Origin of the sequence: Bacteroides sp. 43_46, assembly GCF_001915455.1 — a bacterium.
Classification (GTDB): Bacteria; Bacteroidota; Bacteroidia; order Bacteroidales; family Bacteroidaceae; genus Bacteroides; species Bacteroides caccae.
Genome location: NZ_MNQN01000015.1, coordinates 59745 through 76186, shown reverse-complemented (window position 1 = coordinate 76186; position 16442 = coordinate 59745). Strand labels below are relative to the sequence as shown.

Annotated in this window: 14 protein-coding genes and 1 tRNA gene; 6 read left to right on the top strand and 9 right to left on the bottom strand. The window is 45.7% G+C overall.

The features are described 5' to 3' along the window. Nucleotides 1-674: 674 nt before the first annotated feature. Nucleotides 675-1013, bottom strand: a complete 339-nt coding sequence (locus tag BHV72_RS01010) for a hypothetical protein (protein WP_286853588.1) — start codon at nucleotides 1011-1013, stop codon at nucleotides 675-677. Further along, nucleotides 1010-1318 (bottom strand): FtsB family cell division protein, encoded by a 309-nt coding sequence (locus tag BHV72_RS01005; protein WP_009122303.1) that lies wholly within the window; start codon nucleotides 1316-1318, stop codon nucleotides 1010-1012. The genes BHV72_RS01010 and BHV72_RS01005 overlap by 4 nt, the downstream gene beginning before the upstream one ends. 140 nt (nucleotides 1319-1458) lie before the next feature. On the opposite strand from BHV72_RS01005, the gene BHV72_RS01000 reads away from it, so the two are divergent. From BHV72_RS01000 to fdxA, 4 genes are all read left to right on the top strand, one after another. Continuing rightward, nucleotides 1459-3282 carry a DNA polymerase III subunit gamma/tau gene (locus tag BHV72_RS01000; RefSeq protein ID WP_087413433.1) on the top strand — a complete coding sequence of 608 codons (1824 nt, stop codon included), beginning with the start codon at nucleotides 1459-1461 and terminating at the stop codon, nucleotides 3280-3282. Nucleotides 3283-3372: 90 nt separating this feature from the next. Beyond that, nucleotides 3373-5316: a tetratricopeptide repeat-containing sensor histidine kinase gene (locus tag BHV72_RS00995; protein WP_087413432.1), complete on the top strand. Its 1944-nt coding sequence runs from the start codon at nucleotides 3373-3375 to the stop codon at nucleotides 5314-5316. Then, nucleotides 5313-6404, top strand: coding sequence for a sensor histidine kinase (locus tag BHV72_RS00990; RefSeq protein ID WP_087413431.1), 1092 nt, complete (start codon nucleotides 5313-5315; stop codon nucleotides 6402-6404). Before BHV72_RS00995 ends, BHV72_RS00990 begins: the two co-directional genes overlap by 4 nt. A gap of 138 nt (nucleotides 6405-6542) precedes the next feature. Then, nucleotides 6543-6713, top strand: a complete 171-nt coding sequence (gene fdxA, locus BHV72_RS00985) for a 4Fe-4S ferredoxin (protein WP_004292360.1) — start codon at nucleotides 6543-6545, stop codon at nucleotides 6711-6713. 146 nt (nucleotides 6714-6859) lie between these two features. Here fdxA and BHV72_RS00980 read toward each other — a convergent pair whose 3' ends face one another. From BHV72_RS00980 to BHV72_RS00965, 4 genes are all read right to left on the bottom strand, one after another. After that, nucleotides 6860-8053 (bottom strand): pyridoxal phosphate-dependent aminotransferase, encoded by a 1194-nt coding sequence (locus BHV72_RS00980; protein ID WP_022219349.1) that lies wholly within the window; start codon nucleotides 8051-8053, stop codon nucleotides 6860-6862. An 81-nt stretch (nucleotides 8054-8134) separates the two neighbouring features. Next, entirely contained in the window at nucleotides 8135-9349 is a 1215-nt protein-coding gene (locus BHV72_RS00975; RefSeq protein WP_039950901.1) for a bifunctional 3,4-dihydroxy-2-butanone-4-phosphate synthase/GTP cyclohydrolase II, read from the bottom strand. A gap of 15 nt (nucleotides 9350-9364) precedes the next feature. Continuing rightward, nucleotides 9365-11272 carry an LptF/LptG family permease gene (locus tag BHV72_RS00970; RefSeq protein WP_039950890.1) on the bottom strand — a complete coding sequence of 636 codons (1908 nt, stop codon included), beginning with the start codon at nucleotides 11270-11272 and terminating at the stop codon, nucleotides 9365-9367. Between the two features lie 76 nt (nucleotides 11273-11348). Further along, nucleotides 11349-11735 carry an START-like domain-containing protein gene (locus BHV72_RS00965; protein WP_022219352.1) on the bottom strand — a complete coding sequence of 129 codons (387 nt, stop codon included), beginning with the start codon at nucleotides 11733-11735 and terminating at the stop codon, nucleotides 11349-11351. 245 nt (nucleotides 11736-11980) lie between these two features. On the opposite strand from BHV72_RS00965, the gene BHV72_RS00960 reads away from it, so the two are divergent. Further along, nucleotides 11981-12054: transfer RNA gene (locus BHV72_RS00960), tRNA-Met, on the top strand. Nucleotides 12055-12612: 558 nt separating this feature from the next. Here BHV72_RS00960 and BHV72_RS00955 read toward each other — a convergent pair. From BHV72_RS00955 to rbp, 3 genes are all read right to left on the bottom strand, one after another. Beyond that, entirely contained in the window at nucleotides 12613-13053 is a 441-nt protein-coding gene (locus BHV72_RS00955) for a cold-shock protein (RefSeq protein ID WP_009122313.1), read from the bottom strand. A gap of 61 nt (nucleotides 13054-13114) precedes the next feature. Continuing rightward, nucleotides 13115-14233, bottom strand: coding sequence for a DEAD/DEAH box helicase (locus BHV72_RS00950; protein WP_087413430.1), 1119 nt, complete (start codon nucleotides 14231-14233; stop codon nucleotides 13115-13117). Nucleotides 14234-14439: 206 nt separating this feature from the next. Then, a complete protein-coding gene (gene rbp, locus BHV72_RS00945; RefSeq protein ID WP_009122315.1) occupies nucleotides 14440-14739 on the bottom strand; it encodes an RNA-binding regulator in 300 nt (99 codons plus the stop codon). A gap of 357 nt (nucleotides 14740-15096) precedes the next feature. Here rbp and BHV72_RS00940 point away from each other — a divergent pair, with 357 nt between their 5' ends. Continuing rightward, entirely contained in the window at nucleotides 15097-16422 is a 1326-nt protein-coding gene (locus BHV72_RS00940; protein WP_195621852.1) for a TolC family protein, read from the top strand. Nucleotides 16423-16442 lie beyond the last annotated feature (20 nt).

Here is a 16442-nt window from a genome sequence, read left to right as displayed (position 1 = left end):
TCGTACCACGGCAGTGGTACTTAATTACTTCACCTGTGTTCTTTGCATACAACAGCCGTGGTACGAAAAGAACACGGGCGGGGTAAGATTAGTTTGCCGCATATCCATCTCCTTCAAAGAACTGCATGGCATGTACAGTCAGGCATGGCCTTTCCTTGCTTAGAGCTGTGATGAGACTTGACCTATAAGCTCTATCAACAGACCAGATCACTCGTGCGGCCGGACATCATTGGCCATGCAGGACGCCAATCACCATAAAACCGTCAGAGTCCATGCCTATACGCCAGTGGCCTGTATCAACGGCCGGGGTTTGTATAAGTTAAAGGGGAAACGGGTATTATGTTAAATGTTAACGGAAATATCACGCAGCTAAAGCATGTTATAAAAAGGAAGGATTGCTCCCAAAAGTTAAGAAGTATCTTTGCAGTGTGTTTTTCATAGTATTAGATTTAAGGTTAACAAAAAAGATTGGCTGTCTGGGAGAGATAGCCTTTTTTTATGAGAAAAAGATTTTAATGCTTATATATGTCACTACACAAAATTCCACCTCATGGAGTTCGGTTGAAACCTTATCTCAAAAGACTTCTGAAAAGTTTTTGCAGATCAAACTAAAAGCAATGATGTTTTCAGCCATCCATACATCAATAAAACCGCTCTTTGCCAAATCTATATAGCTACTGCTCCTTAGCTTCTTCCTGCGGAATACGTACCGACGTATAGAGCTCAAGGATAGCAGCAATAGTCAGCGAAACAATCCATTCATTACCATGCGTAAAGAACATAAAAGCTCCGGTAAGCACCAAGAGCAACGCACCGAATATCTGCTGGCGCCGCAGACGTTTGATAGTGGGACTTTTGCATTTTGAAGGTGAATTTATTTGCGCTAAAGCAACAAATGTCGCACCTATCGTATATATATAAGGCGAGAGTTGCCATCCGGTGATATAAACGGCAGCACCTATCGGAAGCATTACAGCTCCTACTGCAAAAAGGGCGGGTATCAGTTGTTTCATTCTTCTATATCATCTTGAAATACATAAATATCTTCGTTGGGCTTCTTCATCAGATACTTTTCACGGGCTATCTTCTCGATAGCGCCGGAGTCGACGGCAAGCTCATTCAGGCGACGGGTATTCTCCTCATATTCCGTACGATACCTGTCTATCTCTCCGCGTAAGCGCGTTTCCTCGCGGTAATAACCGAGACGGCGCACAATACTGTTCTCATCCAGAAAACCGACAAGCACGACAAACAGCACAAACGTTATCAGATATTTACGTCTGCGGACAAACAACCAGAGGGAAGCAAGTTTATCCATGTAATTCAGTTATTGTTTCTTTGAGCACAAAGATAAGACGAATAACTGAGAAAATTCTTTTTTTTGCGTACATTTGCACAAAAGCTGAGACAAGCCACGCTGTCTTTGTGCTCTATATTAGTGATAAGAACACCCTGAATATGGAAAATTATATCGTATCGGCACGAAAATACCGCCCCTCGACCTTTGAGTCGGTAGTGGGGCAACGCGCGTTGACTACCACTTTAAAGAATGCCATCGCCACAGGCAAACTGGCGCACGCCTATCTTTTCTGCGGTCCGCGTGGCGTTGGAAAGACTACTTGCGCACGTATTTTTGCCAAAACCATAAACTGCATGGCTCCCACGGCAGAGGGAGAAGCCTGTAACCAATGCGAATCGTGTACAGCTTTCAATGAACAGCGTTCGTACAACATTCATGAATTGGATGCCGCATCCAACAACTCCGTGGACGACATCCGCCAACTGGTAGAGCAGGTACGTATCCCGCCTCAGATAGGTAAATACAAGGTATATATCATTGACGAGGTACATATGCTGTCGGCTTCCGCTTTCAATGCTTTCCTGAAAACGCTGGAAGAGCCGCCCCGTCATGCCATATTCATTCTTGCCACCACCGAAAAGCATAAGATACTGCCTACCATCCTTTCTCGCTGTCAGATATACGACTTCAACCGTATCGGTGTGGAAGATACCGTAGCTCACTTGGCCTATGTAGCCTCTAAAGAGGGAATTACCGCCGAACCGGAAGCTCTGAACGTCATTGCGCTGAAAGCCGACGGCGGTATGCGTGACGCCTTGTCCATCTTCGACCAGGTAGTAAGTTTTACCGGCGGACACATCACTTACCAAAGCGTAATCGAGAATTTGAATGTGCTGGATTACGAATACTACTTCAAACTGACCGACCATTTTCTTGAAAATAAAGTCAGTGACGCCCTGCTGCTGCTGAACGATGTGCTGAACAAAGGATTTGACGGCAGTCATTTCATTACCGGTCTGTCCTCACATTTCCGCGATTTGCTGGTAAGCAAAGATCCGGCCACCCTACCCCTGCTCGAAGTGGGGGCAAGTATCCGGCAACGCTACCAAACGCAGGCGCAAAAATGCCCGTTGCCTTTCCTGTACCGTGCCATGAAACTGTGTAACGATTGCGACTTGAACTATCGTGCCAGCAAGAACAAGCGGCTGCTGGTAGAGCTGACCTTAATACAAGTAGCTCAAATCACAGCCGAAGGAGACGATGTTGCCAATGGGCGTAGCCCTAAACAAGCCATAAAACCCATATTTACGCAGCCTGCCGCCACACAACAGCCACAGGCAGCTCCCGCTACGCCCCAACCGCAGGTATCCGCCACTGCGAAACCGCAAGCCGCCCCCACTGCAGCCCCTCCTGCCAATGCCACTGCTACACCGGCAAATACGGCTTCGCACGCCACTCCTACCGCCATTTTACTGGCACAAGGAAAAGAAGAAAAGAAGATTCCGGTAGTAAAAATGTCCGGTCTTGGCGTATCCATTAAACGGCCGAAAACGGAAGAAGAGGCAAAGAACACGGCTCCAACCCCTGCCGCACAGCAAACAGCGCAACCGGAAGAAGACTATATCTTCAATGAAAGAGATGTAAATTACTACTGGCAAGAATACGCCGGACGCATGCCCAAAGAGCAAGTAGCCATCGCCAAACGTATGCAGAATATGCATGTCACCCTGCTGAACGCCACCACGTTCGAAGCCGTCGTGGATAATGAAATCGTTGCAAAAGAGTTTACTTCGATGATTCCCCGGCTGCAAGAGTACCTGCGTATCCGTTTGAAAAACCGTAAGGTAACCATGACTGTACGTATCAGCGCTCCCGCCGAGAAGGTTCGTGCATACGGCCGTGTCGAAAAATTTCAAATGATGGCGCAAAAGAACGACGCCCTGCTGCAATTGAAAGACGAATTCGGATTGGAGCTTTACTAAATCGTCCGGACAAGGAGAGGCCATATTCATCCGTTTGTTACCGAACATATTGAAAATAAAATCATTATATTTTTTTGTATATCATGTTTTATGTTTATTTTTGCCAATAATAGACAAAGAAGACAAACAAAACAAACGATGAGAAAAAGTGCCGCCATATTGATAGGGCTATGGGTAATATGTATGACATGTGCTACCTCAATATGTGCTGCAACCGCTCCCAACAAATTGGATACGTTGAAAATTTTTATCCAAAAGAAGATACTTTACGACGAATACGTATCGGTGGATAGCGTCATCTGCTGGAGTGAAAACATTCTGCCGGACCTCAAAGCAGACAACCGCAATAAAGAAACCTACTTCTTATTACAGCTACAACTTGCCAACGCCTATACACTGCGGGGAGATATCAGCCTTGCCATAGACCGGGCACGGCTGATGTACGAAGAAGCCAAAGAAACCGGATACGATTTCGGCATGGCAGTTGCCAACCAAGCCATCGGCGACGCTTACACCATAGCCAGCCAATACGATAAAGCATCGGAGGCGTATCAAAACGCTTTAAAGGAATTAAGCCTTATCTCTCCGCAACATCCCTACCGTACGCAACTTTTACTAAAAGTATCCAATACTTTACAGCGCAAAGGCCGACTGGAAAAAGCAAGGAGAGTATTAAACGATATAGATAAAGCCCTTCTGCAACAACCGGATTATGCCACCGGCTTCTTCGCCGCCATCGAAAAAGCCAACTATGCCATCTCACACGGACATCTTTCAAAGACTTACCTTAAAGAAGCCGCCAAGTACCTGCAAGATATGGATTCTATCTATCGGCTGTATCCCGAGAAGTTTTACTATTTTCATCTGAAGTATACCGCTGCCGCCTACTACCGTGCCATGGGTAACTGGGATAAAGCTTATTGGGACAAGGCCTTGAAACTGTACGAGGAACTGAGACAGGAATATTCAGTCAACAAACGGTCGGCTTATTACCGATGGATTACACAGGAAACAATATATCTATATAAGATACAAGGAGAAGCAATGGACGCCTGCCGGTTGTATCAAGAATTATATCCCACGGTCGACACGCTCACCGCCGAAGGTTACGCACGGCAAATCGGTATCCTGCGTTCCAAATACCGGGTAGACCAAATGGAGCTGGCCAATAAAGAAGAGCACAGCAAGCTTATCACCGGCATATTGACAGGCAGTATCCTGCTACTCCTCATGTTTATCGTTATAACTATCGTGCTCAGAAGGCAGCGTCAGAAGATAACCCTATCCACCCAAAGATTGGAGCGCCTGCGTACCGATGCCGAAAATGCCACATCCGCCAAAAGCATATTCCTTTCGAATATGAGCCATGAAATACGTACGCCACTCAATGCCCTCTCCGGTTTTTCGTCCCTGCTGACAGAAGAAGGGCTGGATGACGACACACGTCGCCAATGCAATGAAGTAATCCTGCAAAACTCCGAGTTATTACTAAAGCTCATCAACGATGTGATAGACCTGTCGAGCCTTGAATTCGGGAAAATACAATTCAGCATTGGCCGGTATGATGTCGTCAGCATCTGCAGGAATGTGGCCGATACCGTCAGTAAGATTAAACAGACCCAGGCAGAAATATACTTCACGACGGAGCTGGAAAGCATGGAAATAGAAACGGACGACTCGCGCCTGCAACAAGTCTTGATAAACTTGCTGATTAACGCCACCAAATTTACACCGCAAGGCAGCATTACCCTGGAACTTAAAAAACAGTCGGAACAAGAGTTGCTCTTTTCCGTGACAGATACGGGCTGCGGCATTCCCAAAGACAAGCAAGCCGCTATCTTCCAGCGTTTCGAGAAACTAAACGAAAATGCGCAAGGCAGCGGATTAGGACTTTCCATCTGCCAGCTCATCATCGAACATATAGGTGGCAGAATATGGATAGACCCTGACTATACAGGCGGTTCACGGTTCTTTTTCACCCACCCCCTCCAACAGCCACAGCCGGCCAAAGGCAGAAAGGAGAGCGAAGTATGAAAAGACTGCTTATCATAACGGCCTTACTCGCTCTGCTCCTACCCGTACAAGCTGTCGGTGCAGACGCGAAAAAACAGTACTCCTCGCCGCGCCGGTATCCGGCCGAAATAGAATGTGCCATAAACCGCGACATTCAGAAAGCCGACTCATTAGTAAAAGCGGGAAAACCGGACGAAGCGCTCACATTCTACAAAAAGAGCCTCAAAAGCAAAGACTCGCTATACAATCTTATTACCACCTCGCAGATGGAAGAGATACTCTCTCTTTACAATATGGACAAGCTCACGCTGCAAAAAGAGCAAAGGCGCAATATGTTCCACCAAATCTGCTTATCCATATCCGTTATCATCATTTTTGCATTGTTGCTTTTCAACATCCACATATACCGGAGCCGGAAACGCCTGCAAAAAGATGAAAAGGAAATGAGAAGATTAACCGCCATTGCCGAAGAAGCGAATGAGATAAAAAGCTGTTTCCTGACAACTATGAGTTATAACATACGCATTCCTCTTAACAACGTAGTAGGATTTTCACAACTCATGACCGAGAATGTCAACCTGAGTGAAGACGAGAAAAGAGAATACTCCGGTATCATCCAAAGTAATTCGGCGGAACTCATCCGGCTTGTCAACAACGTACTGGACCTCTCACGTTTGGAAGCCAACATGATGAAGTTTCAGTTACAGAACTGCAACGTACAAGAGTGGTGCAACGAACTCCCCTGCCTGGTACAGATGCGAAGCGAAGGAAGCATACATTTGGAGTTGGTGGCAGATACCGGCAATGCAATCATCCATACCGACGTCAGCCGCCTCACGCAACTGGTTTCCGGCATGCTGCTATACCCTGTCGAATGCAAGAGAACAAGGATAGTGGGCATGCAACTGACTTACAATCCGGAAACACAGGCAATAAACTGCCGGATAGAGAACAGTCCGCTCACCGATCCCGCATTTTCTTCACAAAAGGAATCCATATCGCACAGAATCAATCTATTGTTTTTCGAGCACTTCAACGGCAGCTATCGTGTGGAGAAAAGCGGTGACAATCCAATCATATATTTCACATATCCCACGCTTACTACCTGATTATATGCACGTTTGTCCCTGCCGCTATTTAGACAGGGTACAAATTAAACGTTTTTAATCAAGATTGATAGCAAGTATTGAAGAAAACAGCTATTTTTGCCGAACCAATTAGTACTAATAATTAAAAAATTAAAGAAAATGGCTTACGTAATTAGTGACGATTGTATTGCTTGCGGAACTTGTATCGACGAGTGTCCGGTAGGCGCTATCTCTGAAGGCGATATCTATTCTATCGATCCTGAAACTTGTACTGAATGCGGTACTTGTGCAGATGTTTGCCCTTCTGAAGCAATTCATCCGGGAGAATAATACAATCCTAAGAAAAAGAAGAAAGGCTCGGTTTCAATGAAACCGGGCCTTTTTATTTCAGTACCAAGAAGTATATATCGCAACTCACCCCAGACTACACAGACCTTCCATCCATACGCCTGCGGTGAGTTCCCGCCATCCAAAGATTATGCAAGTTTTGACAATGCTTCCTTGATGCGGCTGATAGCTTCCACAATATTCTCATCGCTGGTAGCATAGCTCATACGAATACATTCGGGAGCGCCAAATGACGTACCGCCTACACAAGCCACGTGAGCTACTTCCAGTAAGTACATGGCCAAATCATCGGAGTTTTCAATCTTACGGTCGCCGGCGGACTTACCGAAGAACGAGCTGCATTTCGGGAACAGGTAGAAAGCGCCTTCCGGTACGTTTACTTCGAATCCCGGCACTTCCTTAGCCAGTTTCACAATAAGGTCGCGGCGACGTTCAAAAGCCTTACGCATTTCTTCCACCGGAGCTTGCGTTCCCGTATAAGCGGCTTCCGCAGCTTTCTGAGATACGGAACACGGGCCTGATGTATACTGTCCCTGCAATTTGTTGCAAGCCTTTACAATCCATTCCGGTCCGGCAATGAAACCGATACGCCAGCCCGTCATGGCATAAGCCTTGGAAACGCCGTTTACAATCACGGTACGCTCTTTCATTTCAGGGAACTGCGCGATGCTTTGGTGCTTACCGATGTAGTTGATATGTTCATAGATTTCATCGGCAATGACAACTACCTGCGGATGCTTGGCCAACACAGCGGCCAGTCCGGCCAACTCTTCCTTGCTATATACAGAACCGGTAGGGTTGGAAGGAGAACAAAGAATCAAAGCTTTGGTCTTCGGCGTAATGGCGGCTTCCAACTGGGCGGGGGTAATCTTGAAGTCCTGCTCGATACCTGCTGTAACAATCACCGGATTGCCTTCCGCCAGCTTCACCATTTCAGGATAGCTCACCCAATACGGTGCAGGCACAATCACTTCATCACCCGGGTTCACCAATACCAAGATTGCATTGCAAACCGATTGCTTGGCTCCGTTGGCACAAGAAATTTGTGCAGCCGTATATTCCAGACCGTTCTCTTTTTTCAATTTCTCTACGATAGCATTACGCAAGGCCGGATACCCCGGAACGGGAGAATAGCGAGAGAAGTTATCGTCTATCGCCTTTTTGGCAGCCTCTTTAATGTGGTCGGGAGTATTAAAATCAGGTTCTCCGACACTCAAGTTAATTACATCTACGCCTTGAGCTTTCAGCTCTGCGCTTTTCTGAGACATAGCCAGCGTCGCAGAGGGCGACAAGCTGTTCAAACGATCTGATAATTGGTTCATCTTGTTTCTATTTAATGGTTGTTATGCAAATCCGGTTGCAAAATAAGCGATTTTCTTTGATATAATAAAACAAAAAGACAGTTACTTATTAAAATGAAGAGTATGCCCCATACGTTCCTTCTTTGTACGCAGGTAACGTTCGTTATACTGATTCGGGTTGGTTTCCACCGGCACATTTTCCACAATCTCCAGGCCATAAGCTTCCAAGCCTACGCGTTTCACCGGGTTGTTTGTAAGCAGACGCATCTTATGCACACCCAGCTCGCGCAAAATCTGAGCGCCCACACCGTAATCGCGTTCATCAGCCAGATGTCCGAGACAAATGTTGGCATCCACCGTATCCATGCCGTCTTCCTGAAGTTTGTATGCCCTCATCTTTTCCATCAGACCGATGCCGCGGCCTTCCTGATTGAGGTATACGATAGCTCCCTTACCGGCTTTCTCTATCATCTCCATCGCCTTGTGCAACTGCTCGCCGCAATCGCAACGCATGGAGCCGAATATATCTCCCGTGGCGCAAGAGGAGTGTACACGCACCAGTACAGGTTCATCAGGCGCCCAAGTACCCTTGAACAAAGCCACGTGCTCCAAGCCGTTGGACTTCTGACGGAAAGGAATCAGACGGAAATGTCCGTGCTCTGTCGGCATATCCACCTCCACGCCTTTCTCCACGATAGATTCCTGCTGCAAGCGATAGGCTATCATATCGCGGATAGAAATCAGTTTCAAGTTGAATTCGTCCGCCATTTTACGCAATTCGGGCAGACGCGCCATCGTGCCGTCTTCGTTCATAATCTCCATGAGCGCACCGGCAGGATAGAAACCGGACAGGCGGCACATATCAATCGTGGCTTCGGTATGACCGGCACGGCGCAACACGCCTTTCTCCTGTGCGTACAGCGGATTGATGTGTCCGGGACGGCCGAATGTGGCCGGAGTAGAAGCAGGGTCGGCCAACGCCTGAATGGTTGCGGCACGGTCGGCGGCAGAAACACCGGTCGTACAACCTTCCAACTTATCGATTGTTACCGTAAAGGGAGTACCCAATACAGAGGTATTATCGGACACCTGATGAGGTAAATCCAGTTCTTTGCAACGCGACACCGTAATCGGAGCACACAATACCCCGCGCGCGTGTTTCAGCATGAAGTTCACCTTTTCCGGCGTTATCTTTTCGGCTGCGATAATCAGGTCGCCCTCATTTTCACGATCTTCATCATCGACTACAATCACGAAATTACCGGCCTTGAAATCCTCAATGGCCTCTTCTATCGTATTCAACTTTACTTTTTCCATATATTTCATTCTTTATTATTTATTCTGATTGACTTTTATGATATTCCGTATCTCTTCGTTTGTGCGGATAATCCGCTCCATATCCTTGTTCAACCGGATGCGGAATGCCCAGATACGGAAATAGAAAAACAAGCCGACAGGCACTATCACTCCACACAACATATTCAGCCAGTAATTACGGAAAGGACGCACATGGGCGTGAACGGCTATGACAGGATAATTATTCAATGCCGTCAGCAACGGTATAGACCTTGTATTGGACATCTCGTCTATCAAAGCCTCCATCCGGTCGTTGAGCTCCGCCACTTCCTCGTCATACGGTGTATCGTTCATCCACAGCCTGAAATAATTGGGTGCACGCATCAGAGCTTTCTTTTCGGCATACGCGCGACAATCCGCCGACAGTTGTTGAAGTTCTCCCGGCAGACGGGCATAATCCGGGTCGTGAATAATCACTTCCTTCCTGAACAGGTGGCGGACACTGCGGATACCCGCTATCTTCTTAAACCAGTTGACATAAGCATCGGCATTCAGCACCACCGAGTCGTTATTGGATTTATAAGTAAGGAATGCACCCAGCGGCGCCAGCACAGCCGTACTGGTCCACATGCCCATCCATACAATCCATTTACCGTCACGCGCCATCTTATAGCCCGTATTATTGATGATGTAATAGATGATGAAAATAAGCACGGACACCACCACAGGCATACCCAAACCGCCTTTACGGATGATACCGCCCAACGGCGCACCGATAAAGAAGAAAATAAGGCACGCCAACGAAAGCGTCAGTTTCTCGTGCCAGGACGTCATGTGACGTCTCAAGCTGGTTTCCGTCTGCGATATATTAAAGCCCTTGAAGCTCCAATCGCTCGCCGCACTTTCCGCACGGCTGACAGCCGTAGACATAATCTTCTGCTTCTGCATCAAAGTAGCCGCATTGAACAGACTGTCCACATCGTAATTGCCCAAGCGGGCAGATTCTATCTTCATCGTATCCGTCTTGCTCAAGGTATTGGTAGTGGCTTTGTAAGTACTTGCCATAGCCTCTTTATAGTAAGACCGCCCCACACTGTCGTTCTGTACTTTCATGGAGTCGATGCCGGCCTGCAACATTCTCATATCCTTACTATTGGACTGATTGCTCATAAATCCGGCGTCCACCATATTGAAATCCGAGTTGAATTCTATAATCGCATGCTTCTCCACGAACGCTTCCCGACGATAGGGCACATTCTTCTGGTTCATATTCTGCGACTTCAGATTTTCAAACTGCTCACCGCTGTAAAGGTGCAGATAAAGGTGCTGTTTGTCGGCCGTCATTTCCAGTCTGCCGGAGTCCGACTTGATTATCTGCGCATTCTCAAATCCTTTCTCGAAATTATAAATCAGCACATCGTACAGCATACCCGTCTTACGGTTCTTATGCTTTACGTAAAGGTTGTAGCCGTCTATCTCGTCATAAAACACCCCTTCGGGAATATCCACTTCGGGCGACTTCTGCTTCATGGAAATCAGCAGCGTCCATAACTTAGTCTGCGCCTTAGGGCCGATAACGTTCTGAAAATAGAAAGAAACACAACAAATGATGGATATGAAAATTATCAGCGGACGCATAATCTTCAACAGAGAGATACCTGCCGCTTTCATGGCAAGCAATTCAAAACGTTCTCCGAAATTTCCAAAAGTGATGAGAGCCGCCAGCAATATCGCCAAAGGCAACGAGGCCGGCACCAACGTCAGCGCCGAATAGAAAAAGAACTGGGCAAGAACGTTCATCTCCAATCCTTTTCCCACCATTTCGTCTACATATTTCCACAGAAACTGCATCATGAAGATGAAAAGGCAGATGAAGAAAGTGCCCATAAAGAGCATGCAAAAGCTCTTTAATATAAATATATCTAACTTTTTTATGCGCAGCATTTTACTTGTTTCATGCAATGAACGCACAAAAGTAGCACAAAAAAGGGAGTACGGGAAATTTTTAATTGAAAGTTAACTAAAAACCGCATGTTCTACGCAAAGTATCTACCTGGGATTCCCACAATTCACGTAAATCGTTTGCTTCGTCTGCGTTGGTGAAGTCAGTTATTTCAAGTACAAAATCATTGGTTAACTCGTTGTTTGTCATTTTTAATTCAAAATACTCACGCGGGTTTTCATCATCGAGCCAGCGGAAGCGGATGAATGAGTATGCCCGCACGGCAATAATCTCGGCATCGCGCCTTTCTGTTTTCCCCCAGAAGAAGGAGACGGTCTTATCGTCCGATTGAACCCTGTCCGCAAACCAGCCCTCCAAACCGGTAGGAGTACTTATTGCTGTCCAAAGAATACTTTTAGAAGTCGCATTCAAGAGATATTCCAAATGTATTTTTTTTCTTTCCATAGTCTATTCTGCTTTTTATTGCGCCAGCCAAGATAAATACTTTTTTCTAATTAGAAAAAATAATTCATTAATTTTATTCGGCTTTACTTTAGCGCAATCGGCTAAAGTACTGATAATGTTATATTATATCATCGGAAGAAAAGAAAGAAATAGTTTTTCTTTATCCTAATGATAAAATAAATAACAGAAAATACGTCCAAAAGTTTTGGCAGTTTAAATAAAAGCACCCGCAATCGAGAAATGATGGCGGGATAGCTCAGCTGGTTAGAGCGCATGATTCATAATCATGAGGTCCCCGGTTCAATCCCGGGTCCCGCTACAAGATGAGTATTGAGACTGTTGAGAGGCTTCCACTCTTGGCGGTCTTTTTTGTTTTCAGTATCCGCGGTTCGTACCGGCACCGGCCGGAGCGACCGAACTTTCCGATAACTCCGTTTTTGATATATATCCAAAAAAGTTTTCAACCGTATCAAACGAGATTTATACTGCGGTGAAAAAACGGTTTCCATCCCGTGAAAGCAAGCTATCATCGTATGAACAAGATTTCCTTATCTACCCTTCACCTTTCACACTCCCCTATCCATGAGGAATATCGGGTGAACCCTGACATTACGGACTTCCCTCCGAATCATCCCGCAAGGCGGGAATTTTCGTTCCATAAGACAAATAAATCCGCCTCACGGGATAAATAAATTTATCCCGTGAGGCGGATTTATCCATACCGTAAGACGCTTTCGCCACCAATCATGCCGCATATATATCTTTGACAGGGGGTTCACCCGCTATCCCTGATGAATAAAGGCGTGGAAGGTGAAGGCAAATACTGTGCTTTGTTCCGAGCCGGCAGATTATCTGGACAAGCCTTGACTATTACAGATTATCTTTCCAAATTGATATTGACAGCATTCATTCCTTTCGCCCCGCGCTCGAGGTCGAACGTAACGATATTACCCTCTTTGACTTCCGTAACAACATTGTTTACATGAAAAAAGTATTTCTCAATTCCTGCAAGGTCTTTGATAAATCCAAATCCTCTGGCTTCATTGAAGAACTCAACTCTTCCTCGCAGAATCACCGGTTCTTCATCTTCCTTTTTGGGAGTGGAAATCATTATCTCCTCTACATTAATCTCTTGCTTTTTGATATTCTCTTCGGGTGGAGTTGAAGTAATCATTCCATATTCGTCCACATAGGCAATCATGTCGTCAAAACTGCCTTTAGTAGATTTTCTGCCTTCTTTTCTCTTTAATTTCTCTTCCCGCTTAGCAAGTCTTTTCTTTTCATTTTCACGCTTTCCCGCTGTCATGGATTTTGCCATAGAACTTATATTTTTTAATTGGTGTATACTCGTCGAATAAATAATAAACTTATAAACGAACTCAGATAGCGAACTCAGCCTTACTGAGCTTCTTGCCCGTCAGCTTTTGAATATCGCTGACCAATTTACGCTCTTCCTGCGAGCAAAAAGTCAGCGCCGTCCCTGAGTTACCGGCTCTGCCGGTACGTCCGATACGATGCACATACGTTTCGGGCACATCGGGAAGGTCATAGTTAATGACCAACGGCAATTCGTTGATATCAATACCCCTGGCCGCAATATCGGTGGCTATCATTACACGTATCTTACCCGTTTTGAAGTTTTCCAATGCGGATTGCCTTGCATTCTGGCTTTTGTTTCCATGAATGGCCTGGCTGCCGATACCCGCTTTGCTTAATACGCGGACGATTCTGTCCGCATTGTGCTTGGTACGTGAGAAAACAAGTACCGACTGTCCTTCCGCTTTATGCAAAATGGAAATCAACAGTTTGCTTTTCTCTTTCTTCTCCACAAAGTAGACGGTCTGTTCGATGGTATCCACCGTAGACGATTTTGGGGTTATGGCAATCTTTACCGGTTGCTTCAGCAGTGAGTTCGTCAAAGCGATTATCGTATCGGGCATGGTAGCCGAGAAGAATAGGGTTTGCTTTTCTTTAGGGAGTTTCGGCAACAGACGTTTGATGTCATGGATAAATCCCATGTCGAGCATGCGGTCGGCCTCATCCAATACGAAGTGCCGTACACTATCCAGATGGATATATCCCTGGTTCATCAAATCCAGCAGGCGTCCCGGAGTGGCAACCAATATGTCGACTCCTTTGTGCAGCATATTTACCTGTGCACGCTGGTTTACTCCTCCGAAGATAACTCCATGACGGACTTGCGTATATTTGGCGTAGTCGTCTATGCACTCGCTAATCTGTAACGCCAGTTCGCGGGTAGGCGTCAGTATCAAGGCTTTGATACTCTTATCCCGTTCTTTTCCGGCCTGCAGATGCTGAATAATGGGAATGGCGAATGCGGCGGTCTTTCCTGTTCCGGTCTGCGCACAACCCAATATATCTTTTCCCGTTAAGGCGGCGGGGATTGCTTTTACTTGTATAGGGGTAGGACTGGTATATCCTTTTTCTTCAATTGCTTTTAAAATCGGTTCGGTTATATTTAAATCTTTAAATGTCATATATATATATTGTTTTATGAGCGTGCCAAAACATTAGCACAGGTATAATGGGAGCACGCTTCACTCAAGTGGCCCATACAAAAAGTCTGATAAATCTTTGTAGAATGAAAAGTGCAGGTGGTGGAGCGGAACGCTTCCGCTAAATAAAAAAGACGGAATTTGTTTATGAAAGGCAGGAAATCGGGTTTCCTGCCTTTATTCTGATATTAGTATCTTCTGGAGTTGTTATAACCGCCATGAGGTCTACTGTTTGAGGGTCTTTCCTCACGAGGGCGCGCAACGCTTACAGAGATAACTTTGCTGTCATATTCTACGCCGTTCAATTCGTCAATAGCTTTCTGTCCTTCTGTGTCATTGCTCATCTCCACAAACGCAAATCCTCTGGATCTACCGGTTTCTCTGTCGAGAATAACTTTAGCTGAAGAAACTTCTCCAAACTCTGCAAATAAATTTGTCAAGTCGGCATTATTAACGCCATAACTTAAACCTGAAATGTAAATGTTCATTCTAAAAATGTTATAAAATAAATAATAAATTGGAGTGAGGAGGATAATTAAAGGAGAGGACTGCTTACTAATAATATATTAAAAGAAGAACTATACGATAATGATTCGTAACTCAAACTCTGGGGACAAAGGTAGTATAATAAAGTTGATAAATACGTTTCTTCCCGTTTTTTTTCATAAGAAAGACGATTATTATCATTTATTAAGTACATGCGGAAATTTAAAACAGTCGTTTTTTGCCTGTTTTCTTCCTTTAAAGAGCTAAGAAAAAGGAAAATATGAACATAAGCAGTCTATATATGGATAGCATTCTTCCATGACAAGCCGCTAACTTTGCACAAATTATTGGTGATTATTATGAAAAAGCTACTATTCATTTTTTCCTTTCTTTGTTTGCCGGCCGCCGCAGGACACGCCCAAAAGACCTTGACACTGAAAGATTGCCTCGAAACAGGTATCGAGAACAACCTGTCTTTGGAAAGCAAACGCAAGGAAATGCGGAAAAGCAAATACGGGATTTCCGAAAACCGTGCAAGGCTATTACCTCAAATCAACGGGTTCGCCAACTATAATGATAATATAGACCCGCCCGTATCCGTTACCGACGGCTCCGCCTACGGAAACCCGTATAACATAACCCGGACCTTGCGCTACAACGCCAACGCAGGTTTGCAATTGCAGATGCCTCTTTACAATCAGACGCTTTATACCACCGTATCCATTGCAAAAGTCATGGATGAGATAAACCGTCTTTCTTACGAGAAAGCGCGGGAAGACCTCATTCTGGAGATATGCAAAATGTACTATCTGGGACAGACCACTGCCGAACAAATCACTTTGATAAAAGCCAACATCACCCGGCTGGAAGAGCTGAAAGACATCACCATGGCTTTCCATGACAACGGAATGGCTATGGAAGTGGACGTAAAACGCGTCAATATCAATCTGGAAAACCTGAAAGTGCAATACGACAATGTCCGGGCAATGCAGGAGCAGCAACTGAACCTGCTGAAATATATCATGGACTATCCCGCCGATGAACAGATAGCCTTAGTGCCGGTGAACTCCGAAAACATCACCCCCGTCGCGCTGACCGGATTATCCGAAAACCTGTACGAGCTCCAACTGCTGCAATCACAAAAGGCAGCGGCGGAACAGCAGAAAAAAATGATTGGCTACGGCTATATCCCCTCACTGAACCTGACCGGCAACTGGATGTTCTCCGCCTATACAGACAGAGCCTACCATTGGTTTCACTCCGGACCGTCCAATCACTGGTTCCGTTCCTACGGGCTGGGACTGTCACTGCGCATCCCGATATTTGACGGACTGGACAAGCGTTACAAAACCCGGAAGGCCGCCATAGATATCGAGAACATAAAGCTGGCGCAGGAAAATACCCGCAAAAGCCTGCAAACCCAGTACCTGAACGCCACCAACGACCTGATGAACAACCAACGCAACTTCAAAAAGCAGAAAGACAACTACCTGCTTGCCGAAGATGTATATACAGTCACCATGGAGCGCTATCGCGAGGGCATCGCTTCCATGACCGAAGTGCTGCAAGACGAAATGCAGATGAGCGAAGCGCAAAACAGCTACATCAGCGCCCATTACAGCTACCGGGTAACCACCCTGTTGCTGCTGAAACTGACAGGGCAAATAGATACATTAGTAAAATAACAAGTTAATCAAATCATCAT